This window comes from Nocardioides ginsengisoli, assembly GCF_039537225.1.
In the GTDB taxonomy this organism is placed as follows: domain Bacteria; phylum Actinomycetota; class Actinomycetes; order Propionibacteriales; family Nocardioidaceae; genus Nocardioides; species Nocardioides ginsengisoli.
Genome location: NZ_BAABAC010000028.1, coordinates 33,087 through 56,316 on the forward strand (window position 1 = coordinate 33,087; position 23,230 = coordinate 56,316).

Below are 23,230 nucleotides of genomic sequence, written 5' to 3' on the forward strand. Positions count from 1 at the left end.
CGCCGCCCCGGGTACCTCGTGTCGGAGGCACCCGCCGTGCCATGGTGGGATCAAGGAGCGGCCCGGACGGGTCGCGGACACTGGCTGAAGGAGACTCGGGATGAAGAAGCTGAAGAAGCTGGTGGCACTCGGCGCGCTGGGCGCGCTCGTGGCCACCGTCGCGAAGAAGCTGCAGGCCGGTGGTGCCCAGCGCGGTGGCTCGCCGTGGCAGTCCGCCCCCGAGCCGGCAGGTACGGCGGCGTCCCCGCCGCCTGCGCCCACGCCCACGCCGTCCCCGGAGCCGACGCCGGAGCCGACGCCGGAGCCGACGCCGGAGCCGACGCCCGAGCCGACCCCCGAGCCGACGCCCGAGCCGACGCCCGAGCCGACCGCGGTCGACAACGCCCCCGCGCCGGTCGCGGACCCGCTCACCGATCCGCTGCCGGAGGAGCCGGCGGGCGAGCAGCCGCCGATCTGAGTCGCTGAGCCGGGCTCAGGCCCGCGCGAGCTCCGGGTGGTCCTCACGCAGCCGCACGACCACCCGGTGCTCGACCCAGAAGATCAGGCCGGGGATCAGGCCGGCGATCAGCATCAGCCCGAGCTGGGGGATCGACCAGCGCGCCCGCTGGGCCAGCACGAAGGCGACGACCACGTAGACGATGTAGATGAAGCCGTGCAGCATCCAGATGATGCCGAGGTGCTCCCCGAGCTGCTGGAGCGTCGAGCCCTCGGTGAGCAGGTACTTCATCAGGGAGCCGAGCGACCCCACGACGAGCAGGACGCCGACCACGAGCGCGAGCACGCGGTAGACGTTGAAGAGCTTGGTCACGGCTTCGAGGGTACGGCGTCGTCCCCGACGCCCTCGCCGCCGGCCTCCTCGAGGTCCGGCTCGGCCGTGGCGTCGCGCACATAGCGGAACCAGAGGAAGGCCGCGAAGGCCGCGAACACCCACCACTCGATGGCATAGAGGATGTTGCGCAGCGCGGTGAACCGGCTCGCCTCCGGCAGCGCGTCGAGCGTCGCGTGACCGACACCGGCCGCGGCGTCGGTGGTCAGCGGCTCCTTGGCGACCAGGTAGGCGCCGTACAGGTCCTGGCCACCGAGGCGCTGGATCAAGTCGGCGATCCGCAGGCTCGGCAGTACGGCGTCGTTCGGGTCGTCGTCGACCGCGCCGCTCTCCGGCGGCTGCAGCCAGCCGACCACGTCGACCGGACCGGTCGGCGGCGCCGGCAGGCTGGCCAGGTCGGTGCCTTCGGCGACCCACCCGCGCACCACCGGGACCGCGGGCGCGTCCGGCGCGCCGACCGACAGCGGGGTCACCAGCCACAGCCCCGGCTTGCCGTCGGAGCTCTCCCGGTCGGAGATCAGCACGGTGCCCTTCGCGACGAACTCGCCGCGGACGTCGACCTGCCGCCCGAGCCCCTTGGTCGGGAACGGGTCGTCGGGGCCGATCACGTCCTGGATCGGGATCGGCGCGAGGTGGGTCAGGTCGACCCGCTCGGCCGCGCGGCGGGTCTGCCAGGCGTCGTACTGCCACACGCCCATGCCGATCGCGATCGACACGCAGAGCAGCCCCAGCAGGTGGGCACCCCACATCCGAACGCTCCACCACCGCACCACACGAGCAGCCTACGAGGCCGCTCCGCACGCCCCCTCTTCGGGGCAAAACCGTTGCGGTTGGGGACCAAACCGCAACTTTTCGTCGATTTGTCTGCAGTTTCTGCCCATTCGACGCTCGGTCAGTGGTCTGACCACTTGACCATCAGCCGCCACCGACCTACCGTTTCGACATGGCCCTGCGTCCGATCTCCCGCCGCTCCGTCGCCGACCAGGTCTTCGAGCAGCTCCTCGACGACGTCGTCGACGGCGAGCTCCCGGTCGGCGAGCCGCTGCCCAGCGAGCGCCGCCTCGCCGAGGTCCTCGGCATCTCCCGACCGGCCGTCCGCGAGGCGCTGCAGCGGATCGCCCAGACCGGCCTGGTCGAGGTCCGTCACGGCGGCGGTACGACGGTCCGCGACTACCGCCGCTCGGCCGGGCTCGACCTGCTCCCGCGCCTCCTCGTCCGCGGCGGCCAGCTCAACGCGGCGATCGGGCGCAGCATCATCGAGGCGCGCGCCGAGATCGGCCCCGGCATCGCCGCCCTGGCCGCCGAACGCGGCGGCCCCGGCCTCGCCGACTCGCTCGAGGCGATCGTCACCCGGCTCGAGACCACCACCGACCCGGTCGCCTGGCAGGTCGGCGCGCTCGACTACTGGGACGTGCTGGTCGACGGCGCCGACTCGCTCGTCTTCCGGCTGATGTTCAACAGCCTCCGCTCGGCCTACGAGCCGGTCGTCCCGGCCCTCGTCTCGATCCTCGCCGACGAGGTCGGCCGGCTGGAGCCCTACCGGCTGCTCGCCGCCGCGATCCGGGCCGGCGACGCACCGACCGCGCGCGCGGCCGCCGTCCACGTGCTCACGCCGACCGGCGACGCGCTGCTCGCCGCCTTCGCCGCGATGGACGGGCCGCGATGAGCACCCTCGAGCGCCGTACCAGCGCGACGATGGGGGAGGTGTTCGCCGAGTTCTGGCGGCATCCGAGCCCCTACCTGCTCGGCGGCTGCCTCGCCGCCGCGATCACGGGCCGCGTCCTCGCGGGCCCGGGCGACCTCGGCGAGCTCGCCATCCCGGTCGGCCTGCTCGCCGTCCTCCCGGTCGTGGAGTGGCTGGTCCACGTCAACATCTTGCACTGGCGCCCGCGCCGCGTTGCCGGCCTCACCCTCGACCCGCTCCTCGCCCGCAAGCACCGCGCCCACCACGCCGACCCGCGCGCGATCCCGCTGGTCTTCATCCCGTGGCAGGTCCAGCTCTGGCTCGCCCCCGCCTGGACGGCGCTCGCCTGGCTGGTCACGCCCACGCCGAGCGCGATGTTCACGCTGCTGGTGTCGATCTACGCGATCAAGTCGACCTACGAGTGGACCCACTACCTGCTCCACAGCGACTACCGGCCCCAGTCCGCCGCCTACCGCCGGATCTGGCGCCACCACCGGCTCCACCACTTCAAGAGCGAGCACTACTGGTTCACCGTCACCACCGCCGGCACGGCGGACCGCCTCTTCGGCACCGCCCCCGACCCGAGCACGGTCCCCACCTCGCCGACCGCCCGCAACCTGCACGGCTAGCGTCAGTCGAGAGTGGCGGGAGCCGCCCGCCTCTGCAGCTTGCTGCCGTCCGGCGGCGAAGCCGGCTCTCGACCAATTCAATATGTGAGGATCAGCGACGTGCGGATCCATCACCTCAACTGCGCGACCATGCGCCCGCCCCTTGCTCCCCCCATGGTCGCCCACGTGCTCCTCGTCGAGCGTCCGCAAGGACTGGCGCTCGTCGACACCGGCCTCGGCACCGGCGATCTCGCCGACCGCAGGCGCCTCGGCTTCGGCTTCGTCGCCAGCGTCCGGCCCGCCTTCGACCCGGCCGAGACGGCGCAGGCGCAGATCAAGGCGCACGGCCTCGATCCGGCCGACGTCACCGACGTCCTGCTCACCCACCTCGACCTCGACCACGCCGGCGGCCTGAGCGACTTCCCCCAGGCCCGCGTCCACGTCCACGCGCGCGAGCACGAGGCCGCGATGGCGCCGTCCCTGCGCGAGAAGGCCCGGTACATAGGGGCACAGTGGGCGCACGGCCCGCAGTGGACCACCCACACCGAGGGCAACGACAGCTGGTTCGGCTTCCCGTCGGTGACCGCGCTCGACGACGACGTGGTGCTGATCCCGCTGCCGGGCCACACCCGCGGCCACTCCGGGATCGCCGTACGACGCGACGACGGCCACTGGCTGCTCCACGCCGGCGACGCGTTCTTCGCCGGCACCCAGCTCGACCAGCCGCCGACCTGCCCGTCGTCCCTGGCCGCCTTCCAGCGGCTGATGGCGGTCTCCAACCAGCGCCGGGTCGACAACCTCGCCCGGCTGCAGGAGCTCGCCCACGGCCACAGCAACGAGGTGACCGTGTTCTGCGCGCACGACCGGGCGCAGTACGACGCTCTCAGCGCCGGCTGAGCGCCGTCGCACCCGGCATTCTGGTCCCGTTTCGCACCGATTCGCGACCGAGATGCCGGGTACGACGGATCAGCCGGGGCAGACCGCGAACGGCAGGTGCCGCTCGCGGGTCAGCCGCGCCGCGGCGGCGGGATCGCCCAGCACGTAGCCGAGTCGTCCGGTCGACGGGTCGGCCACGCCCCGGCTCATCACCAGCCCGAACTCCGGCTGCGTCGGCGGCATCAGCTCGGCCAGCCGCACCCGGTCGAAGGCGTCCGACCGCTCGGCGCCGAGCTGGACGGTGACCAGCTCGGTCCCGAGCGCGACGGCGAAGGCGTCGAGCGGCTCGAGCCCGGCGAGCGCGGCCTTGGGCGCCGCGGCGAGCTGGCTCTCCATGCCGGTGCCGAAGACGGTGTCGAAGGGCACGCATCCCCGCTGCACGTACGTCGACACGGCCTCGCCGCCGGTCAGCGGCGCGAGCTGCTGGTCGGCGCTCCACGACGTCGCGAGGTCCGGCAGCGCGGCGGAGGTGACCAGGCGCCGCTCGGTGTCGACGACCGCGCCGCGCAGCGGACCGACGCCCGCCTCGACCGCCCGTCGTACGGCGGCCATCGGGATGTCGTCGTGGAACACGAGCACCCAGCCCTGGGCCCCGCCGGCGTAGCGCGCCTCCCAGGCGACGTCGTCCTGGCCGAAGCCGAAGCGGTTGCGCAGCTGCGTCTCGACGGGTCGCAGCAGCCCGGTCGACAGCGCCGCCGTGCGCGGCACCTCGCGCCAGAACCGCTCGCGGTCGGGCGCCGCGCTCGACCCGCGCAGGGTGGCGAACCCGAGGACCAGCCGGAGCTGGTCGAAGTCGGTGACCTCGAGCGTGTCGGCGGCCGCGGGGACCAGGGCCAGCACCGCGGCCGAGGGCTCCTTGGAGGCGTCGTACGGGCTGACGGTCGCGGTCGGCGTGGGCGAGGCCTGGTAGACGGGCTTCGGATCGCTCGAGCAGGAGGCCAGCAGGACGGCGGCGATGAGCGTCGCAGCGACCCGGGTGCCTCTCACGTCGCTGATCTTGCCATGGACGACAGCACGGTGGGCGCCGACCGCACACGGTCGACGCCCACCCTGTGGATCTGTGCTGTGCAGTTGGGGAGGGGAACGCTCAGCGCCCGATCATCTGCACCTGCTCGAGCAGCGCCCGCAGGTCGGCCGGAAGCCGGTCGGAGCTGACGCCCGCGAACCCGCCGCGCGCCCGCATGCTGGCGGCCGGGGGCGGCACCGGCGGGCACTTCTTGTCGCTGCGGTTGCCCGACTTGCGGGCCGGCAGCTTGCCGGTGTCGAGGTAGGTGGCGATGGTGTCGTCGGTGCAGGCGACGCCGGACAGCGAGCCGGCGTGCGTCGTACCGCCGACGCCCTCGATGAGGAAGGACGACGGGAACAGCTTGCGCGTGGCCAGCGCTCCCGAGAACACCGTCGCCGCGTCACGCGTCTCGGCGACCATCAGGATCTTGGCGTGGACCCGCTTGCCGCTGGCCTTGAACGCCCGGTGCGACGGGGCCGGCCAGGTGAGGCAGGGCGCGTTGTACCAGGTGTTCCCCCATGTCAGGAACGGGTGCTGGCGGTAGACGCGCCACGAGTCGGCCTTGGTCTTCTGCCACCCGGGCCACTTCGCGTCGGTGCACTGCACGCCGTTGTAGACGGCGAAGCCGTTGTCGTCGCCGGGGCCGGCGTACATCGCGAGGATGTCGGCGCCGTCGCCGGTCTTGACGAGCTTGGTGTACGCCGCGCCGATGTCGGCCCAGCCGTAGACGTAGTAGGCGGCGCTGAGCATCACGTCGTCGAGCTCGTCGGGGCCGAGCTTGCCGCCGGCGGCCGGGTGCCGGTCGAGCTTGCGGCGCAGCTTGTAGTAGCCCTTGCGGATCGCGTCGCCGTTGGTGCCGAGGTGGTAGACGGCGTCGTTCTTGGCGAGCCAGCGGAAGTAGACGTTGATATTGCGGTCGAACTGGATGTTCTGCTCGACATTGGCCTTGTAGAAGGCGTTCTTGGCGTTCAGGACGCCGTCCCACACGAAGCGGCCGACGTGCTTGGGGTACTTGGTCGCGTAGACCTGGCCGAGGTAGGTGCCGTAGGAGAAGCCGTAGTAGTTGAGCTTCTTCTGGCCGACCGTACGGCGCAGCGTGTTGAGGTCCTGCGCGACGTCGACGGTGCGCATGTGCGGCAGGATCCGGCGAGCGGCGGACTTGCCGCAGTCACGGGCGTAGCCGCGGGTGACCTTGCGCCACCACTTCATGATCCACGGCTTGGTCGGGACGTAGTTGGGCCGGTTGAAGCCCGCGCCCTTGTAGTCGGGGTTGCAGCTGAGCGCCGGCTCGCTGCTGCCGACACCGCGGGGGTCGAAGCCGTACCAGTCGAACTTCGCGCCGACGCCGTTGGGCACGAACTGACCGAAGATCGAGTAGATGAGGCCGGAGCCGCCGGGACCACCGGGGTTGACCACCATCATCCCCTTGTAGTCGGGGTCGGTGTGCAGCACCCGGCTCACCGCGATGTGGATCTTGCGGCCGTGGGGCTTGGCGTAGTCGAGCGGGACCTCGAGCATGGCGCACTGCGCGCCCTCGTCCTGCAGCCGCTGGCTCGCACAGGCGCCCCACTGCAGCGGCGGAGCGGTGTAGCCGCCGCCGGCGGCCGCGGTGGACGCCGTGGACGCCGTGGGCGCGGCCGCCGGTGCGGGGCCGCGGGCCGGCGTGGGGGACGCCGTACTGCTCGCTGCAGGCACCATGACGGCGGCGCCGACGGCGAGCGATGCGAGGATCGTGAGTGGTCTCTTCACCGGTTCCATCCCTCCGAGTCAGACGGCCGGGGGGAGACCCGGCGCTCGATCGACATTGCCGTGTCGATACCCGATACGTCCATACCCAACAGCGGGAAAAGTTCCGGCGAACTCAGGCTTTCACCGCAAGCGTGAGCGCGAAGTCTCCCGCCTCGTCGGTCCACACTCGTGCGACGCCCAGTCCGGCGGCCTCGAGCTCGGCCGCGATCCGGCTGATCCGGAACTTGGTCGAGATCTCGATCCGGATCTCCTCGCCCATCGCCAGGTCGAGCACCACGTCGGCGCCGGGGACGCTCACCCGTTGCGGGACCTCGGCGCGCAGGCGCAGGTCCATCCGCTCCATGTGGGGGTCCCAGAAGGGGATGTAGGAGAAGGCGTCGGGGTCGAAGTCGCCGCCGAGCTCGCGGTTGACGACGACCAGCGCGTTGCGGATGAACGCCTCGGTGACGCCCTGGCTGTCGTCGTAGGCGGCGATGAGCCGGTCGGCGCTCTTGACCAGGTCGGTGCCGAGCAGGACCGAGTCGCCGGGCTCGAGGACGTCGGCCAGCGCCCCGAGGAACGCCCTGCGCTCCTCGAGATAGAGGTTGCCGATGGTGCCGCCGAGGAAGGCGACCATCCGTCGTCCGCCCTCGGGGAGGTGGGCGAGGTGGAGCGTGAAGTCGCCGACCACCGCCACCACCTCGAGGCTGGGGTAGCGCTCGGCGATCTGGTCGGCCGCCGTACGCAGCGTGCCCTCGGAGACGTCGACCGGGGCGAACCGGGTGAGCTGGCCGCTCCGGGTGAACGCGTCGAGCAGCAGCCGGGTCTTCTCGCTGGTGCCGCTGCCGAGCTCGACGAGCGCGGTCGCCCCGCTGGCCGTCACGATCTCGTCGGCGTGCGCCTCGAGGATCGCCCGCTCGGCGAGGAAGGGGTAGTACTCGGGCAGGCGGGTGATCCGGTCGAAGAGCGCGGAGCCGTGGTCGTCGTAGAGCCAGCGGGGCGGGAGGGTGCGCGGGTAGCGGCTCAGCCCGCGTCGTACGTCGTCGGCGATGCTGCCCGTCTCCCAGCCGGGCTCGAGCAGGACCCGGACGCGCGGCTCGCTCATGCGGGGGCACCCCCGTCGGCGAGGCGGACGCCGCTCAACGCCCAGCGCGCACCGGGTGGGAAGAAGTTGCGGTAGCTGGCGCGGGCGTGGCCGGGCGGGGTGAGCGCGCAGCCGCCGCGCAGGACCATCTGGTTGGACATGAACTTGCCGTTGTACTCGCCGATCGCGCCGGCCGCCGGGTGGAAACCCGGGTAGGGGAGGTAGGCGGACGACGTCCACTCCCAGCAGTCGCCGTAAACCTGCCGGAGCCGCCCGTTGCCCGGCTCGGCCGCGCGGGGGTGGAAGGTCTCGGTGTCCGCCAGGTTGCCGTGGGGCTCGGCGGCGTCGCCGGTGTCGGTGCGGACGGCGTGCTCCCACTCGGCCTCGGTCGGCAGCCGCTTGCCGGCCCACGTCGCGTAGGCGTCGGCCTCGTAGTGGCTGACGTGGCTGACCGGCAGGCCCGGGTTGACCGGGAAGGTGCCGTGGAGGGTGTGCTCGAACCAGACGCCGTCGTAGTCGCTCCAGTAGAAGGGCGCCGCCCACCCGTTGGTCTTGACCTGCGCCCACCCGTCGGAGAGCCAGAGCTCGGGACGCCGGTAGCCGCCGTCGGCCATGAACTCCAGCCACTCACCGTTGGTGATCAGGCGGTCGGCGAGCCGGAACGGCTCGAGGTAGACCTGGTGCAGCGGCAGCTCGTTGTCGAACGAGAACCCCGCGCCCTCGCGATGCCCGATCTCCACCAGCCCACCCTCGACCTCGACCCACCCCATGCGGTCGGTGTCGACCAACGGCGCCGGCGCGCCGCCGTACACGGGGCGGAGGGGGTTGAGGGAGAGGACGTGCTTGATGTCCATCAGCAGCAGCTCCTGATGCTGCTGCTCGTGGTGGAACCCGAGCTCGATCGTCGCCGCGACCTTGTCGATCGTCCCCTGATCGAGGCCGTCGATCAGGTCCTGCATCCGGGCGTCGACATTGCCCCTGTAGAGCCCCACGTCATGAGCGCCCGGCCGACTGATCACACCCCGCTCGGCCCGGTTGTAGCGCGGCCCGACGGCCTCGTAGTAGCTGTTGAAGAGGAACCAGTACTGGTCCTGGAACGGCGCGAACCCCGCCTCGTTGCTTGCGAGGACGAAGGTCTCGAAGAACCACGTCACGTGCGCCCGGTGCCACTTCGTCGGCGACACGTCGGGCATCGACTGGACCGTCTGGTCCTCGGGTGAGAGCGGCGCGGCGAGCCTCTCCGTGTGGGAGCGCACCTCGTCGTACCGCTGGAGGAGAGCGGCTGCCGTCCACTGGGTTGCGGTCATGGATTCGACAGTAAGGGGGTGCACCGACAACGACCAGGGGCGAGCGCGGACGGTCAGGAGATGTTCACGTCAGCCCCCGCACGATTCGACTAGTCCATCTGTCGCGAAACTCGAGATCGACAGCGGGCTGGGCACTATCTACCGAGTCGTCAACCTCAAATTGGTCGAGCGCTGCACCCAGCACCTCATCCACGACGATCGAATCCTCCGAAGTTACCCAGGCCCCCGGGTCGATCCCATATTTCTCCGAAAGGAAACGCAGCCGATAGACATCACGAGCACGGCGATAGGTCTGGTCGGCCATCTGCGCCGAGAGACCTCCGTTGATGAGGACTCCGGCAAACGGGACCGCCTGCCCCAGTTTCTGTTGAGTCAGTCGGAGGCCGAGCGCCTTGAACACCGCGTCAATCACCTTGACCAGCGCGTGGTTGTTCAGCTGCGCCCAGGTGGCTCGTCGCATCATCTCCTGGGTGAGGCGAGAGAGGGATGCGAGCGCGGCGACCTTGGCGGCTGGAGATCCCGCCGAGCCAACCGAGATCGTGCCGAGCGCGAAGATCTCCTCCTCGGGGAGCCGTACGTCGTAGCCGTACTCGGCTGCGGCAACGGCAGTGATGCGGCCCAGGAGCCCAATGCTGGAGGCGATGTCCGTTGCCACGGCCCCAATTGCCAACGCGGCAGTCGTACCGCCGCTCACCGTGGTGGCCACCGTCGCTCCGGTGACCGCCAACGCCGTCGCGCCGCCTTCCACGAGCGCGGCCCCTGTGTAGAGACCGCGCGTTCGGGGAGATGCCTCGTCGAGCCGCTTGAGATCCAGCGTCTGGAATTCCTCCCAGGGAACACCCACTCGCGCCGCAACCTTCTCGAGGTTCACCGATTTCATCGCGGGCTCCATCGTCACGCCCACGAGACCTTCCAGAGCCTTCTCGAACTGCAGCGTGATGTCGTCGTTGATTGGAAACTTGTCCCAGGCCTTGCCGGCAAGGTTCGCGATCGGCTTGGTGGCACGACCCACCAACTGCCGGCTCCGCCTTGCGGAAGTGGCGTTCAGACGGGCCACCGCCTTGGTCCACAACTGCTGCTCGTACCGCGTCATCCCGTGGAAACCGGCCGTCGGTGCAGTCATGACAATCGTCCTCAATCGTCGCTAGCGAGCCGCGCACGAATGTCGTGGCTACTGATCGCCCACACCGTAGCCACAGGGTCCGACTGAAGTCCGGCATATCCGGGCTGCCTGCGCTGCAACTCAAGGCTCGCAGAGTTCCTGAGCGGCACTCTCGCGCACCAAGGCGCTGACGGCATCCGCAACGGCTCCAGGGGGCTCGTGCTCCCAGAATCGCGCGACCGTCCATCCTGCTTCCGAAAGTCTCTGACTGGTGTCGGCATCGCGATCGCGGTTGCGCTGGATCTTCGGACCCCAGTAGTCCGCATTGGTGCGAGCTGTCGTTCCATGCTCCGGGCATCCGTGCCAGTAGCAGCCGTCGATGAAGACTGCGACCTTCGCCTTGGAGAAGACGATGTCGGCGCGCCGGTTCAGATCGGGAAGAGGGCGCGCGTCGACCCGGTAACGCAGACCCATCGCGTGCAGGAGTCGCCTCACAGCCATCTCCGGCCGGGTGTCGCGAGCCCGGTTGCCCTGCATGGTCGCACGCGATGCGGCTGACGAAGCCCACGACTGATACCCCCGCGCCACGCCTCCAGCATGCCCCCGGAGAGTCGCGCGCCCCACCGAGGTCGCCAAAGTCAGCGTGCTTGCTGGCGGGTCCTGGTACAAAACGGATCGTGGGAACTGTCGTCGTTGATCAGATCGGCTCCAACGGAGCACTCATCGAGGACGTCGACACGACTCTCAGCGACCTCAAGAAGAATGTTCTCCTGATTGCCGCTCTTCCGGGGGCAGAGGTCACCCGCTACGCAGGGGAACGCGTGATCCGATACAGGGATCAAGTCATCCTGAAGAAGCAGGTCACTCATCTCGGCAACCCGTGGCCGGGTTTCAAGAAGCGCATTCAGATCCCGAAGACATGGCTTGATGTCGAGCGCCACGCCACTGTGGACGGACTCGTCACGCGCTTCGTGGGCATCTATCACTACGGCGACGTCACGATCTTCGTCGACTTCGATCCGACGACCTATGTCCTCCGCAAAGCGAACAACTCCGCGGCCCATGTCTCGACGAACGACCTGTATCAAGCGCAGATGCACGGGCAGTTCTCCCGGGTCGACCGCAACGGCAACCGGCTCACCAGCGTCCGCGCTGACCAGTTCGCCGCGTATCTCATCGGCGGGTACGAGCCGTCACACCCTCGGCTCGACGTTTTTCACCGCTTCAACGTCGAGTTCCTGCTTGACGACCAGATCGACGCGCTCGACGCGATCAAGGAGATGCACGCCGCCGCATGGCCGGACACCTTCCAGGGCGAATGGCCCGGGTTCTATGTCGAGTATCGCCTCGACGCGTTCTTGCGAGGACGCGGACTCGGCGAGCTCGTTGAGTACCAGAAGGTAAAGCACGATGGCGCGTTCGACTATGACCTTGTCTTCAAGAACGGCGACACGCTGGAGTACTACGGCGACCTCAAGGCCTCGGATGTCACGAAGCACGAGTCCCCAGGTAACGACGCCGAGGACATCAAGCGATGCGTCGCCGAGTACGGGCGCTTCTGGTACGTGATCTACGAGCACCTGACCCATCACGCTCGCGACAACGGAGACCGGGCAACCATCGCCTGGAACGAATGGAAGCGCTCGGTTGGCTACCGAGGCCGAAAGCCGTACGACCCGTTGTCATATGCGAACCGATTCAAAGAGTCAGTCCGGTTCGTCAAGATGATGATCCTCGAGGTCAATGAGGCCAACTTCCATGTTGTCCTCGGTGACTTCGCTCAGGGCAAGCAGCCAGGCGGTGCCTCGAGAGCCCTCAAGGTGATGATCAACAAGCGCAATATCGACAACTTCTTGATCTACTCGGAGACCGCCGCGACCAGGTGACTTCATCACGACGGCCATCGCTCGACCTCAGCCCTTGGGCCGGTGCCGCGCCAGAATCGCATCAGGGGACGCCGGCGCATCAAGGACCGCCTGAATGATGTCGCGTCCTTCAGCTGAGTGCTTCAGCAACCACTCGTCGCGTCGCACGTGCTCGCGAAGAACGTGCCAGACAACGCCGACGTTGACGCCATTACCCATCTGCTTGTACGTCGCAGCCGGACGCTGATCACCGAAGTCAAAGGTGTCCGGAAGACCCTGCAAACGCGCGGTCTCTCTCGGCGACAGGCGGCGCTCGCGCGGTCCAACGATGCTCGTCTGCGTGATCGCGACCAGAGCGGGAAGGTAAGTCGGGGCCTTCGCGCGAATGCCCGACGGACGGAAGTGCATGACCGTGTCCCAGAGACGAGCGGTGTCTTGTGCCTGCCACTCAAGCTTGCGCCGCGATGGCGGGAAGGCCTCGGTATAGACCCCCCACCGCTCAGCCCAATCCCGAATGATCCGGTGGTGCGCCGCAAAGAACTCGTAGTTCTTGATCAGGTGAGAACGCTTCCAGTCGGGCAGCGTCGGATCAACGAGAGGGATACGTGGAACGTCCGGAACCTTCTCCTTGTCCCGCTTCCACGCGTCCTTCACATCCCGCCAAGAGTCAGCCCAGAGCGGGAAGCCTGGAAGGCGGCGACCGTCTCGGAGCTCCCACATGATCTGAACGAACTCATCCCACGCGTCGATCCAGCGGCGCTCCGCAGCGGTCAGGTCGCAGCCTGGGAGGTTGTGGGAGTCGTCGAGCAGATCCTCGAGATGCCACTCCGTCTTCGGCTCCCAACCGTCGACTCGATCACTTATGAGCGCGACCGGCGCCGGGTCGAACTCGAGCTCCGGGCTGTTCATCAGCGAATCCGGGATGAGCGTCGCCGTAATGAACACCCGCTCTCGGACCTGGGGCCGCCCGCCGCGGCTCGGCGGAAGAAGATGGGGGGAGAAGATTGCCGGAGTCTCGCTGACTCGGTAGCCCTCGTCGCGCAGCGTCTCGATGATCACCTGCCACTCGTGCAAGTGCCGAGGCCCCGCGAGGTTCCGAACGTTCTCGAGCAGGACGACCTTGGGGCGACGCTCCTGGATGATCCGAAGGATGTTCCAGTACAGCGTCCCGCGCGTCTCGTCCATGCCCTTCTGAGCACCGGACTTCGAGAACGGCTGGCAGGGGAAACCCGCGGCCAAGATCTCGTGAGCACCAACGTTCATCACGTCTTCATTGGCGTCCTTGGTGATGTCACCCAGCGAGTCGTGGCCCCAGTTCCGCTTGTAGACAGCTGCCGCAGCCTTGTCGATCTCCACCGCGTAGACACACTCACCGCCGTACGCGGACAGCGCTGCGTGGAACCCGCCGACGCCAGCGAAGAGATCGATGAAGCGGAAGGGCGGCTTCGACGCCTTCGGAGCCTTACCACGGGAGACGGACGATCCTGCGCGGCTACTCGGCATGTCGCGATAGTAGTCGAACGTCAGCTCGAGCTGGCAACCGGCAACCGGCGTGTCGGGTTGCGCTCGTTGGCGTCTTATCGATCTAGAGCACCACGCCCGCAACGTGCTGCATGCGTGATGCGCAACCTCGCCGTAGTGCGTGGGCCCACGCAGGCTGGAGAGAGGCCTCCTCCCCGGTGTCTGCAGTGGTGCACATCATTCTGCGCCTCGAGCGGGGCCACGACACGATCGATGCAACGCGGTGGGACAGGCGAAGTTTCCATTCTCCTGAATCTGTCGGAGGTTCTTACTACGTTCCAACCGTGGAGATCTCAGCCGGGGAGTGAGTGCGTGAGCGAGTACGACCGTCTGTGCGAGGCGACGGCTGATGCCATGTTCGGTAGCGACAAGGCCGGCCTTCCCGTATACACGCTCGCCGAGGGGGAGACCCTCGCGGCGATCGCGGATGCCGCAGGGTTAGCCGGAGATCCGCTCGCCGCGTACCTGAAGGCGGTCCGTCCGACCCTCCCATCTGGACGGCGAAGGCGCCAGCACCCTCCGCTGGCACGCTCAAGCTACGAAGCGACATGCCGCGGCGCGGTTGGACACGCCACCGTCCCTCCCGCTATTAGTCGTACTGACGATGGCGGCCGAGCAGATGCAGGCAGGCGCAGACATGGCGTCGAACAACTACTACGGCCGCCTGTTTCCACTCCTTGAGGTCCCGGAGTCGCGCCAGCAGAGGCTGATCACCGACTACCGCACGATCGCGGAGGACATGTGGGCGTCTCTGAACGCATGGCTCGAGGCCTGGGAGGGCGAGCGCGGCGTCCCGACCGCCTACGCGCTTGGCGGCATGCGGCTGACGGCCTGCCGATGTCGCAGGCCGTGGTGCGCCGACACGATAGAAGTGGCTTGCACCACGTCTTCGAGGCGGAGGGTCTGCCGCCCGGCTTCCGGATGGGAGCCCCAGACATGGAGCTCTCGCTCGATCTGTACGCGACGAAGGTGCCCAGCCCGCTCAGCAACAACCTGCGGAGGCTGTGGACGGTGCCGGCCGCACGAGAGCGGATCGTACAAGCCGCCTGCCTTGAGCTGGAGGCTTGGACCGGCGGTACAGATCATCAGACGCATGGGTCACCAGTTGCGCGCCGAACGAGGCTTCTCGCCTACGTTCGGACGTTCCCGCGCAAGGTCGTCGAATTCAATCTCGCGATTCCATCGGCTGGGTCATCGTCGGAGCGTGCCGCGTTCGAGACGGCTGACGGCGTGCTCGCCGTGCCGATGGTCTCCGCTGGCAATGGCACGTCTCGCCTGGCGAGCACCGACATGCTCAGTGCGGAGTCTCTTCCCGGCGACGTACTCACCGCGCGGCTGGGAGTTGAGGGGGCTCAGCTGGAGCGCCGCCCCCGCCGAATCATGCCACTGAGATGGGATGAGCTGCAGGGCTGCTTCGTCGAGGTCGAACGGGTCGCAGTTGGAGAGGACAACGTCGTTCTCGCTCTCGCTGACACGCGCGTACGCCTCGAGCGGCATCTCGAGCAATGTGCGCGCCCCGGCTGGGAGCTGATGGACGGGGTCGCCGGCGTGCCCGACGGGTGGATGCTCGCGCGTCAGGTGCAGATCGTCGGGGCTCCAGACGGACAGGTCCATGTGGAGCTCATGCCGTTGGTCCCCCGAGCGAAGACCAGCCTCACCCTCCGTGGTGGCTTTGTGCTGCCCGGGCGACTCCGAAAGTGGTCCTCCCTCGCGCCACCCGAGGTCGTGGCATTGGCATCGGGAGCCTCTTCCGTAACGGTCAAGGTGTTCGAGGGCTCGCGGTTGGCCGCCGAGGACGAGCTCGTCGCCGAGAGATCGGAAGGCGAGCTCGCGATCCTGCCGCTCGAGCAGCATGAGTTGGCGGACGGCGAGTACACCGTTGCGATGTATGTCGACGCGGAGAAGCGACCGTCGTCGACGGCAACGATGAGGCTTCGTAGCGCGGACTCGCCGCTCTTAGCATCGGTGGTAGGGCGGGCGGTGTAGGAGCCGCGTTCAGCGCAGTGCAGGTGCACGAGTTGTCCACCCACGAGCGTCCAATGCTCGGGGACCTTCGTGTACAGATCCATCATCGCGTGCCAGGAGGCAGCCTGCGCCTCAGTCATGGCAGGTAGCACGACCGGGTCGCTCACTCGTTCCGCCCTTCGCTTCGGGGCCGACGCGCCTGCAGGGCCTGGGCCTGAGCCTGTTGCGCCAGGTCGAGCAGCTCCATGGCTCGGTGACGTTCGCGTGGTCCGTCGTGCTCGGAGAGGTCGGCGGCCATCAGCAGGCTGTTCCAGGCGTGGCCGAGGAGCGGAAGGCTTTCCTCGATGTCGGGCGAGACGACATGGAGGAAGACGTTGGCGCGGTCGCGGTCCACGTCTCGCAGCAGGAAGTCCTGCATGACGTCGTCGAGGTCATTGACGGACAGGTAGCCCTCTACGACGTCACCAGACGCGAGGCCGGACTCGGGGTGCGAGAGCCCGGAGAGTCGGATGCGCGGGTCGTTGCGCAGGTCCTTGAGGTCGCGCTGGGCGACCAGATAGCAGCGTCGCGCCGCCCGGTTGCGCATGAACACCGACAGCAGGCGGAGGCTTTCGTGGGAGTCGTCGTGGTGCGCGGCGGCGAGTTTGCGGAGGCGGGCGCGAGCCCGGGATCGGTCGGGGGCCGAGAGCGACTGCAAGAGGACTGCGTTGTCCTCGGCCGCCGCGACCAGCGCCCAAGCGGATCGCTCGGACAGGGGCCGGCCAGGCGCGTTGGAGTCGGAGACCCGAGCCAAGTCCTTCTCATCGATGATCCATTGCCCGCCCACGCGCTCGGCAGGCAACGAGCCGTCCTGGATCCGCTGGCGTACGCGCTGCGCAACCACGCCGAGTCGTGCTGCGGCTTCGGGGACGCTGATGCGAGCCATTGCATTATTCCTAGTCGACAGCAAGTGATTGCCGTAATCCTAGCGTCAGAACTAGGTTTCCCGGAACCCGCAAGTGTCGGAGTCAGGATCACAAACAATCGGCGCGCGGGCGGCTGGTTTCGCCGGCCCTCACCAGTCCTTCGCCGAAGGTACGGGGCGCATCATCGCCTCCAGGTCGTCGGTCTTGATGCGGATGGTCTTGCCGCAGCGGTAGGCGCGCAGCTCGCCGGCGGCGATCTTGCGGCGGATGGTCTTGGCCGAGAGGCTCACCCAGATGGCGGCGCCGGTGATGCTCACCCATCGGGGTCGCTCGTCGGCGGGTCCGGGGGTCGCGGCCATCTCACTCACCGGCCTTGAGGAAGCGGCGCAGCTCGGCGACGGTCGTGTAGAGGCGGCCGTTGCCGTTGAAACGCCACCACCGCGGGCCGCGCCTGAGGCGGCGCCACTCGCGGACGGTGCGTTGCGGCGTACGGATGAATGCGCAGAACTCCTCGAACATGAGGATGTGGTTGTCGTCCCATTCGTCGGGGACGCCCAGCGGTTTGATCGTCATCTCGATCTCCTTGGTGTCGCGAGCACCCGGTTGGCGCTCACGTCGGGAGAAGCAGCCGCGACCGCTCTGGATGGGACATCTGCGGCCTCTTCCAGTCACCTATGTGCTGGACGAGGTCCGCAGCGATCACCTGCGGACGAATTTGGTCAGCGGTGAATGCCGGGGCTGCTCGGGCGGGTCGTGCTGGCGAGGTCCTTTCCCCTGCAGTCCCCCTAACGCCCGATCCCGAACCGAACCAGAGCACTCCTGAAATGAAAGAAACCGCAGGCTGACCTGCGGTTTCAGGTGGTGGAGCCTAGGGGACTCGAACCCCTAACCCCCTGCTTGCAAAGCAGGTGCGCTACCAATTGCGCCAAGGCCCCCTGCCCGGCCGTACGACGGCCGGGCGAGGTGTTCAGTTCTTCGGGAGCGTGTCGGTGGCCTCGGCCCACAGGGCCTGCTCGGCCTTGCTCTCCTGGAGCTTGCGGCCGGCGAGGACGACGCCGGCGGCGGCGAGGACTGCGAGAAGAATCTTCTTCACTGCTTCGCTCCTTCTTCCAAAGAAGCCCCGGTCCGCGTGACCGCGGCCGGGGCTTGCTGTGGGCCTAAGAGGACTTGAACCTCTGACCCCCACATTATCAGTGTGGTGCTCTAACCGTCTGAGCTATAGGCCCGGGTGGCAAGCCGCTCTGGGTGGAAGCCCCGCGGCAGCGAGCCGAGGACAGACACTACCGGAGCAGGCGAGCCAGCAACAAAACGGGGGCGTCAGGCGTCCTCGGCGAGGGTGATCTCGACGCCGCCGAGCAGTGCCGCGGACATGTTGTAGAGGAAGGCGACGAGGGTCGAGGCCGCCGTGATCAGGACGACGTCGATGGCCGCGACGAGCATGGTGAAGCCCAGGACGCGGCTGGTGCCGACGTAGTCCTCGATCCGGAAGGACGCGACGTCCTTGCCGCCGATGCCCTCCTGGATCGTGGAGTTGATCGAGTCCCAGACGCCGGCGGCGCCGAGGACCTGCCAGACCATCGCGACCGCGACCACGGTGACGACCGCGAACGCGATGGACAGCAGGAACGACGTCTTCATGACCGACCACGGGTCGATCCGGGTGATCCGCAGCCGCGCCCGGCGCGGGGTGCGGCCGCGCCCGGCGGCGGGGGCCGCCGGGACCGGACCGGTCGCCGAGGCGCCGTCCGGGCGTGCGGGCGGTGCCGCCGGCCGGACCACGGTGTCCTCGACGCGTTCGGTCATCAGCTCTCACTCTCTCCTGGGGCGGTCGACTCGTCGGACGCCCCCTCGGCACCCGTCTCCGGGCTCTCGGATCCTTCGATTGTGGCATCCGAACCCTGAACGGGCGATTCCGTCGGCACACCCTCGGCGGTCTCCTCGCCCTCCTCGTCGGCCTCCTTGGCCTCCACGGAGCGGGCGACGACGGCGACCGCGTCGCCCTTCTTCGGGCTGACGAACTTCACACCCTGGGTCGAGCGACCGGTGGGGCGGAAGTCGTCGTTGATGGGGCTGCGCACCACCTGGCCGGACTGGGTGATCGAGAGCACCTCGTCGCCGTCGACGACGATGAACGCGCCCACCAGCGAGCCGCGGTCCTCGTTGGCCAGGGCCATCGCCTTGACGCCGAGACCGCCGCGGCCCTGGACCTTGTACTCCGAGATCCGGGTCCGCTTGGCGAAGCCGCCGTCGGTGATGGTGAAGACGTACTGGATGTTCTCGTCCGACTCCTCGTGCGCGGCGTCGGCGGCCCGGATCACGCTCAGCGACAGCAGCGCGTCGCCGTCGCGGAACTTCATGCCGGTCACACCGGACGTCGCCCGGCCCATCGGCCGCAGCTGCTCGTCGTCGGCGTTGAACCGGATCGACTGGCCCTTGCGCGAGACCAGCAGGATCGAGTCGTCGCCGCTCACCAGCTCGGCGCCGATCAGCTCGTCGTCGTCCTCGCGGAAGTTGATCGCGATGACTCCGGCCTGGCGCGGGCTGTTGTAGTCGCCCAGGCGGGTCTTCTTGACCAGGCCGCTGCGCGTGGCCAGCACCAGGTACGGCGCCTGCTCGTAGTCGCGGATCGCCAGCACCTGGGCGATGGACTCGTCGGGCTGGAACGACAGCAGGCCGGCGACGTGGCCGCCCTTCGCGTCGCGCGAGGCCTCGGGCAGGTTGTAGACCTTGGTCCGGTAGACCCGGCCGGCCGTGGTGAAGAACAGCAGCCAGTGGTGCGAGGTGGTCGCGATGAAGTGCTCGACGACGTCGTCGCCGCGCAGCGAGGCGCCGCGCACGCCCTTGCCACCGCGCTTCTGGGTGCGGTACTGGTCGGCGCGGGTGCGCTTGGCGTAGCCACCGCGCGTGATCGAGACGACCTGGTCGTCGTCGGGGATCAGGTCCTCCATGGACATGTCGCCGGCGGCCGCGATGATCTGGGTGCGGCGGTCGTCGCCGTACTTCTCGACGATGACGCCGAGCTCTTCGATGACGATCTGCCGCTGCCGCGCGACGTTGGCGAGGATGTCCTCGAGGTCGGCGATGGTCAGCTCGAGCTCGGCGAGCTCGTCGATGATCTTCTGCCGCTGCAGGGCCGCCAGCGAGCGCAGCTGCATGTCGAGGATGGCGGTGGCCTGGAGCTCGTCGATCTCGAGCAGCTCCATCAGGCCCACCCGGGCCTCGGCGACGTCGGGCGAGCGCCGGATCAGGGCGATGACCTCGTCCAGCGCGTCGAGCGCCTTGACCAGACCACGCAGGATGTGAGCCCGCTCCTCGGCCTTGCGCAGGCGATACTCGGTGCGCCTGCGGATGACCTCGATCTGGTGCTCGACCCAGTTGCTGATGAACTGGTCGACGGTCAGCGTCCGCGGGACGCCGTCGACGAGCGCGAGCATGTTGGCCGAGAAGTTGGTCTGCAGCTCGGTGTGCTTGAGCAGGTTGTTGAGGACGACGCGCGCCACGGCGTCGCGCTTGAGGACGACGACGATCCGCTGCCCCACGCGCGAGGACGTCTCGTTGCGGACGTCGCTGATGCCCTGCACCTTGCCGGCGTCGGCCAGCTCGGCGATCTTCACCAGCAGGTTGTCGGGGTTGACCATGTAGGGCAGGTCGGTGATCACCAGGACGGTGCGGCCGGACTTGTCCTCGTCGACCTCGATGACCGCGCGCTGGGTGATCGAGCCGCGGCCGGTGCGGTAGGCCTGCTCGATGCCCTCGCGGCCCACGATGAGGGCGCCGTTGGGGAAGTCGGGGCCCTTGATCCGCTCGATGAGCGCGTCCTGCAGCTCCTCGCGGGTGGCGTCGGGGTGCTCGAGCGCCCAGACCGCGCCCTCGGCGACCTCGCGCAGGTTGTGCGGCGGGATGTTGGTCGCCATGCCGACCGCGATGCCGGCCGAGCCGTTGACCAGCAGGTTGGGGAACCGGGCCGGCAGGATCGTCGGCTCCTCGGTCTTGCCGTCGTAGTTGGGGGTCATGTCGACGGTCTCTTCGTCGATGCCCCGGACCATCTCCATGGCCAGCGGCGCCATCCGGCACTCGGTGTACCGCATGGCCGCGGCCGGGTCGTTGCCCGGCGAGCCGAAGTTGCCCTGACCGCTGACGAGCGGGTTGCGCATCACCCACGGCTGCGCGAGGCGCACCAGGGTGTCGTAGATCGCGGTGTCGCCGTGGGGGTGGTAGTTACCCATGACGTCGCCGACGACGCGGGCGCACTTGTTGAAGCCGCGGTCGGGGCGGTAGCCGCCGTCGTACATCGCGTAGAGGACGCGGCGGTGCACCGGCTTGAGTCCGTCGCGTACGTCGGGCAGCGCGCGGCCGACGATGACCGCCATCGCGTAGTCGATGTAGGAGCGCTTCATCGACTCCTGCAGGTCGACGGGCTGGATCCGACCGCCGCCGGCGCCCTCACCGAGGTTGCTCTGGGTTTCCGTCACGTTTGCTCTCTCTGGCTCGTTCTATCGAAATCTAGGAATGCTTCTAGAGACCTAGATATCGAGGAAGCGGACGTCCTTGGCGTTGCGCTGGATGAAGGAGCGCCGCTGGTCGACGTCCTCGCCCATGAGGATCGAGAAGATCTCGTCGGCCTGGGCGGCGTCCTCCAGGGTCACCTGCAGCAGCACCCGCTGGTCGGGGTCGAGCGTGGTCTCCCACAGCTCGTCGGCGTTCATCTCGCCCAGACCCTTGTAGCGCTGGATCGGCGCTTCCTTGGGCAGCTTCTTGCCCTGCTCGAGACCGTCGCGCATGACCGCGTCGCGCTCGGCGTCGGAGTAGACGAACTCGTGCTCGTGCGGCTTGTTCCACTTGATCCGGTAGAGCGGCGGCTGCGCCAGGTAGACGTGCCCGGCCTCGATGAGCGGGCGCATGAAGCGGAACAGCAGGGTCAGCAGCAGCGTGTTGATGTGGTGGCCGTCGACGTCGGCGTCGGCCATCAGCACGATCTTGTGATAGCGCAGCTTGGCGAGGTCGAACTCCTCGTGCACGCCCGTGCCGAGCGCGGAGATGATCGCCTGGACCTCCTGGTTGGCCAGGACCTTGTCGAGGCGCGCCTTCTCGACGTTGAGGATCTTTCCGCGGATCGGGAGGATCGCCTGGATCCGGTTCTCGCGGCCCATGACCGCCGAGCCGCCGGCCGAGTCACCCTCGACGATGAAGACCTCGCACTCCTCGGGGTTGCGCGAGCTGCAGTCGCGCAGCTTGCCCGGGAGCCCGCCGCCGCCGAGCAGGCCCTTGCGGTTGCGGGCCAGGTCGCGCGCCTTGCGCGCGGCGATCCGCGCGGTGGCCGCGGCCTGCGCCTTGCGGATGATCTCCTTGCCCTCGTTGGGGTTCTGCTCCAGCCAGGCGCCGAGCTGGTCGTTGACGACCGACTGCACGAAGCCCTTGGCCTCGGTGTTGCCGAGCTTGGCCTTGGTCTGACCCTCGAACTGCGGGTTGGAGATCTTCAGGCTGATGATCGCGGTGAGACCCTCGCGGATGTCGTCACCGGTCAGCCGGTCCTCCTTCTTCTTGATCAGGCCCCACTCCTCGCCCCACCGGTTGACCAGCGAGGTGAGCGCGGCGCGGAAGCCCTCCTCGTGAGTGCCGCCCTCGGGGGTGTTGATCGTGTTGGCGAAGGTGTGGACCGACTCGTTGTAGGACGAGGCCTGCCACTGCATGGCCAGCTCGAGGCTCATCGGGTTGGGGACGTCGTCGCCGGTGTCGGCCTCGGCCGCGATGATCGTGCTGATCGGCGTCTTGCGGCGGTTGAGGAAGTCCACGTAGTCGGCCAGGCCGCGCTCGTACTGGAACACCTGCTCCAGCGCGCGGTGCCCGTCGACGTCGGCGGCGTGGACGGCGGACGCGTCCTCGGCGACACCCTCGACGTCGGAGGTGCCGTCCTCGACCGCCTCGACGAGCTCCTCGGCCTTGGGCCGCGCGTCGCGCAGCTCGATCCGCAGGCCCTTGTTGAGGAAGGCCATCTCGCGGAACCGGGTCGAGATCGTCTCGAGGTCGTAGTCGGTGGTCTCGAAGATCTCGGGCGAGGCGAACCAGGTGACGGTGGTGCCGGTGCGCTCGCCGTCCTCGAGCGGGCGGACCTGGCGCAGCGGGTAGTCGGGCGTGCCGAGGGAGAACTCCTGCTCCCAGACGAAGCCGCGGTTCTTGACCTCCAGGCGCAGCCGCGTCGAGAGCGCGTTGACGACCGAGGAGCCGACGCCGTGCAGACCGCCGGAGACCTTGTAGCCGCCGCCGCCGAACTTTCCGCCCGCGTGCAGCACGGTGAGCGCCAGCGTCGCGGCCGGCAGCTCCTGGCCCGGCGCGGTGTCGGTCGGGATGCCGCGGCCGTTGTCGGCGACGCTGACCGAGCCGTCGGGGTTGAGCGTCACCTTGATCGTGTCGCAGTAGCCGGCGAGCGACTCGTCGACCGCGTTGTCGACGATCTCCCAGATCAGGTGGTGCAGACCGCGCGCGCCGGTGGAGCCGATGTACATGCCGGGTCGCTTGCGCACCGCCTCGAGGCCCTCGAGGACCTGGATCGCGGAGGCGTCGTACTCGGCGGTGACCTCGGAGGTGCTGGCCGTCGGAGTGGGGTCCGGGGTCTCGGGGACCTCGGGCACGACCTGGGGAGACTGGTCGTCAGTGGACACGCGGGACCTCATTCACTTGGTCGACAGCAGGGTC

At 68.6% G+C, this 23,230-nt stretch carries 22 protein-coding genes and 2 tRNA genes; 6 read left to right on the forward strand and 18 right to left on the reverse strand.

The genetic code is table 11. From position 1 onward, the window contains the following. Positions 1–100 precede the first annotated feature (100 nt). A complete protein-coding gene (locus AB4880_RS16355; protein WP_367920283.1) occupies positions 101–457 on the forward strand; it encodes a hypothetical protein in 357 nt (118 codons plus the stop codon). A 15-nt stretch (positions 458–472) separates the two neighbouring features. Here AB4880_RS16355 and AB4880_RS16360 read toward each other — a convergent pair whose 3' ends face one another. Together AB4880_RS16360 and AB4880_RS16365 are read right to left on the reverse strand one after the other, a co-directional pair. After that, on the reverse strand, positions 473–808 hold the full coding sequence (locus AB4880_RS16360) for a DUF3817 domain-containing protein (protein WP_367920284.1): 336 nt from the start codon (positions 806–808) through the stop codon (positions 473–475). Continuing rightward, positions 805–1,575 (reverse strand): SURF1 family protein, encoded by a 771-nt coding sequence (locus AB4880_RS16365; RefSeq protein WP_367920285.1) that lies wholly within the window; start codon positions 1,573–1,575, stop codon positions 805–807. The genes AB4880_RS16360 and AB4880_RS16365 overlap by 4 nt, the downstream gene beginning before the upstream one ends. A 194-nt stretch (positions 1,576–1,769) precedes the next feature. Here AB4880_RS16365 and AB4880_RS16370 point away from each other — a divergent pair, with 194 nt between their 5' ends. From AB4880_RS16370 to AB4880_RS16380, 3 genes are all read left to right on the forward strand, one after another. Then, positions 1,770–2,492: a FadR/GntR family transcriptional regulator gene (locus AB4880_RS16370; RefSeq protein WP_367920286.1), complete on the forward strand. Its 723-nt coding sequence runs from the start codon at positions 1,770–1,772 to the stop codon at positions 2,490–2,492. Next, entirely contained in the window at positions 2,489–3,139 is a 651-nt protein-coding gene (locus tag AB4880_RS16375; protein WP_367920287.1) for a sterol desaturase family protein, read from the forward strand. Before AB4880_RS16370 ends, AB4880_RS16375 begins: the two co-directional genes overlap by 4 nt. A gap of 99 nt (positions 3,140–3,238) precedes the next feature. Beyond that, entirely contained in the window at positions 3,239–4,015 is a 777-nt protein-coding gene (locus AB4880_RS16380) for an MBL fold metallo-hydrolase (RefSeq protein ID WP_367920288.1), read from the forward strand. Positions 4,016–4,084: 69 nt separating this feature from the next. Here AB4880_RS16380 and AB4880_RS16385 read toward each other — a convergent pair whose 3' ends face one another. The 6 genes from AB4880_RS16385 to AB4880_RS16410 form a co-directional block, all read right to left on the reverse strand. Then, positions 4,085–5,041 (reverse strand): hypothetical protein, encoded by a 957-nt coding sequence (locus AB4880_RS16385; protein WP_367920289.1) that lies wholly within the window; start codon positions 5,039–5,041, stop codon positions 4,085–4,087. Between the two features lie 100 nt (positions 5,042–5,141). After that, a complete protein-coding gene (locus AB4880_RS16390) occupies positions 5,142–6,809 on the reverse strand; it encodes an alpha/beta hydrolase (RefSeq protein ID WP_367920290.1) in 1,668 nt (555 codons plus the stop codon). A gap of 112 nt (positions 6,810–6,921) precedes the next feature. After that, positions 6,922–7,893 carry an L-histidine N(alpha)-methyltransferase gene (gene egtD / locus AB4880_RS16395; RefSeq protein ID WP_367920291.1) on the reverse strand — a complete coding sequence of 324 codons (972 nt, stop codon included), beginning with the start codon at positions 7,891–7,893 and terminating at the stop codon, positions 6,922–6,924. Next, positions 7,890–9,179, reverse strand: a complete 1,290-nt coding sequence (egtB, locus tag AB4880_RS16400; protein ID WP_367920292.1) for an ergothioneine biosynthesis protein EgtB — start codon at positions 9,177–9,179, stop codon at positions 7,890–7,892. The genes egtD and egtB overlap by 4 nt, the downstream gene beginning before the upstream one ends. 64 nt (positions 9,180–9,243) lie before the next feature. Then, complete coding sequence (locus AB4880_RS16405; protein WP_367920293.1) at positions 9,244–10,302, reverse strand: EcsC family protein; 1,059 nt, start codon at positions 10,300–10,302, stop codon at positions 9,244–9,246. A gap of 120 nt (positions 10,303–10,422) precedes the next feature. After that, positions 10,423–10,905, reverse strand: a complete 483-nt coding sequence (locus AB4880_RS16410; protein ID WP_367920339.1) for a very short patch repair endonuclease — start codon at positions 10,903–10,905, stop codon at positions 10,423–10,425. A 53-nt stretch (positions 10,906–10,958) separates the two neighbouring features. On the opposite strand from AB4880_RS16410, the gene AB4880_RS16415 reads away from it, so the two are divergent. Further along, positions 10,959–12,167 (forward strand): hypothetical protein, encoded by a 1,209-nt coding sequence (locus tag AB4880_RS16415; protein ID WP_367920294.1) that lies wholly within the window; start codon positions 10,959–10,961, stop codon positions 12,165–12,167. Positions 12,168–12,194: 27 nt separating this feature from the next. Here the strand turns inward: AB4880_RS16415 and AB4880_RS16420 are convergent, their stop codons facing one another. After that, positions 12,195–13,649 carry a DNA cytosine methyltransferase gene (locus AB4880_RS16420; RefSeq protein ID WP_367920295.1) on the reverse strand — a complete coding sequence of 485 codons (1,455 nt, stop codon included), beginning with the start codon at positions 13,647–13,649 and terminating at the stop codon, positions 12,195–12,197. Between the two features lie 954 nt (positions 13,650–14,603). Here AB4880_RS16420 and AB4880_RS16425 point away from each other — a divergent pair. Then, positions 14,604–15,653 carry a hypothetical protein gene (locus tag AB4880_RS16425; protein WP_367920296.1) on the forward strand — a complete coding sequence of 350 codons (1,050 nt, stop codon included), beginning with the start codon at positions 14,604–14,606 and terminating at the stop codon, positions 15,651–15,653. A gap of 142 nt (positions 15,654–15,795) precedes the next feature. On the opposite strand, the gene AB4880_RS16430 is transcribed toward AB4880_RS16425, so the two are convergent. From AB4880_RS16430 to gyrB, 9 genes are all read right to left on the reverse strand, one after another. After that, positions 15,796–16,557: a helix-turn-helix domain-containing protein gene (locus AB4880_RS16430; protein WP_367920297.1), complete on the reverse strand. Its 762-nt coding sequence runs from the start codon at positions 16,555–16,557 to the stop codon at positions 15,796–15,798. Between the two features lie 129 nt (positions 16,558–16,686). Then, positions 16,687–16,896, reverse strand: a complete 210-nt coding sequence (locus AB4880_RS16435; RefSeq protein WP_367920298.1) for an excisionase family DNA-binding protein — start codon at positions 16,894–16,896, stop codon at positions 16,687–16,689. Between the two features lies 1 nt (position 16,897). Continuing rightward, the gene (locus AB4880_RS16440) at positions 16,898–17,110 is read right to left on the reverse strand and encodes a DNA-binding protein (RefSeq protein WP_367920299.1); all 213 of its coding nucleotides are present in this window, start codon (positions 17,108–17,110) and stop codon (positions 16,898–16,900) included. Positions 17,111–17,396: 286 nt separating this feature from the next. Continuing rightward, positions 17,397–17,472 (reverse strand) — tRNA-Ala (locus AB4880_RS16445). A 32-nt stretch (positions 17,473–17,504) separates the two neighbouring features. Next, on the reverse strand, positions 17,505–17,630 hold the full coding sequence (locus AB4880_RS16450; protein ID WP_367920300.1) for a DLW-39 family protein: 126 nt from the start codon (positions 17,628–17,630) through the stop codon (positions 17,505–17,507). A gap of 59 nt (positions 17,631–17,689) precedes the next feature. Then, a tRNA-Ile gene (locus AB4880_RS16455) sits at positions 17,690–17,763 on the reverse strand. Positions 17,764–17,854: 91 nt separating this feature from the next. Continuing rightward, positions 17,855–18,340 carry a DUF3566 domain-containing protein gene (locus AB4880_RS16460; protein WP_367920301.1) on the reverse strand — a complete coding sequence of 162 codons (486 nt, stop codon included), beginning with the start codon at positions 18,338–18,340 and terminating at the stop codon, positions 17,855–17,857. After that, entirely contained in the window at positions 18,340–21,009 is a 2,670-nt protein-coding gene (gene gyrA / locus AB4880_RS16465) for a DNA gyrase subunit A (protein ID WP_367920302.1), read from the reverse strand. Before gyrA ends, AB4880_RS16460 begins: the two co-directional genes overlap by 1 nt. Before the next feature lie 51 nt (positions 21,010–21,060). After that, positions 21,061–23,196 carry a DNA topoisomerase (ATP-hydrolyzing) subunit B gene (gene gyrB / locus AB4880_RS16470; RefSeq protein ID WP_367920303.1) on the reverse strand — a complete coding sequence of 712 codons (2,136 nt, stop codon included), beginning with the start codon at positions 23,194–23,196 and terminating at the stop codon, positions 21,061–21,063. Between the last annotated feature and the right edge of the window lie 34 nt (positions 23,197–23,230).

Excerpts from the sequence above, each read along its gene's own strand:
- AB4880_RS16355 (WP_367920283.1), top strand. The coding sequence starts at position 101 with ATGAAGAAGCTGAAGAAGCTGGTGGCACTCGGCGCGCTGGGCGCGCTC.
- AB4880_RS16365 (WP_367920285.1), bottom strand. The coding sequence starts at position 1,575 with ATGTGGGGTGCCCACCTGCTGGGGCTGCTCTGCGTGTCGATCGCGATC.
- AB4880_RS16370 (WP_367920286.1), top strand. The coding sequence starts at position 1,770 with ATGGCCCTGCGTCCGATCTCCCGCCGCTCCGTCGCCGACCAGGTCTTC.
- AB4880_RS16375 (WP_367920287.1), top strand. The coding sequence starts at position 2,489 with ATGAGCACCCTCGAGCGCCGTACCAGCGCGACGATGGGGGAGGTGTTC.
- egtD (WP_367920291.1), bottom strand. The coding sequence starts at position 7,893 with ATGAGCGAGCCGCGCGTCCGGGTCCTGCTCGAGCCCGGCTGGGAGACG.
- egtB (WP_367920292.1), bottom strand. The coding sequence starts at position 9,179 with ATGACCGCAACCCAGTGGACGGCAGCCGCTCTCCTCCAGCGGTACGAC.
- AB4880_RS16405 (WP_367920293.1), bottom strand. The coding sequence starts at position 10,302 with ATGACTGCACCGACGGCCGGTTTCCACGGGATGACGCGGTACGAGCAG.
- AB4880_RS16420 (WP_367920295.1), bottom strand. The coding sequence starts at position 13,649 with ATGCCGAGTAGCCGCGCAGGATCGTCCGTCTCCCGTGGTAAGGCTCCG.
- AB4880_RS16425 (WP_367920296.1), top strand. The coding sequence starts at position 14,604 with ATGGAGCTCTCGCTCGATCTGTACGCGACGAAGGTGCCCAGCCCGCTC.
- AB4880_RS16430 (WP_367920297.1), bottom strand. The coding sequence starts at position 16,557 with ATGGCTCGCATCAGCGTCCCCGAAGCCGCAGCACGACTCGGCGTGGTT.
- AB4880_RS16435 (WP_367920298.1), bottom strand. The coding sequence starts at position 16,896 with ATGGCCGCGACCCCCGGACCCGCCGACGAGCGACCCCGATGGGTGAGC.
- AB4880_RS16440 (WP_367920299.1), bottom strand. The coding sequence starts at position 17,110 with ATGACGATCAAACCGCTGGGCGTCCCCGACGAATGGGACGACAACCAC.
- AB4880_RS16460 (WP_367920301.1), bottom strand. The coding sequence starts at position 18,340 with ATGACCGAACGCGTCGAGGACACCGTGGTCCGGCCGGCGGCACCGCCC.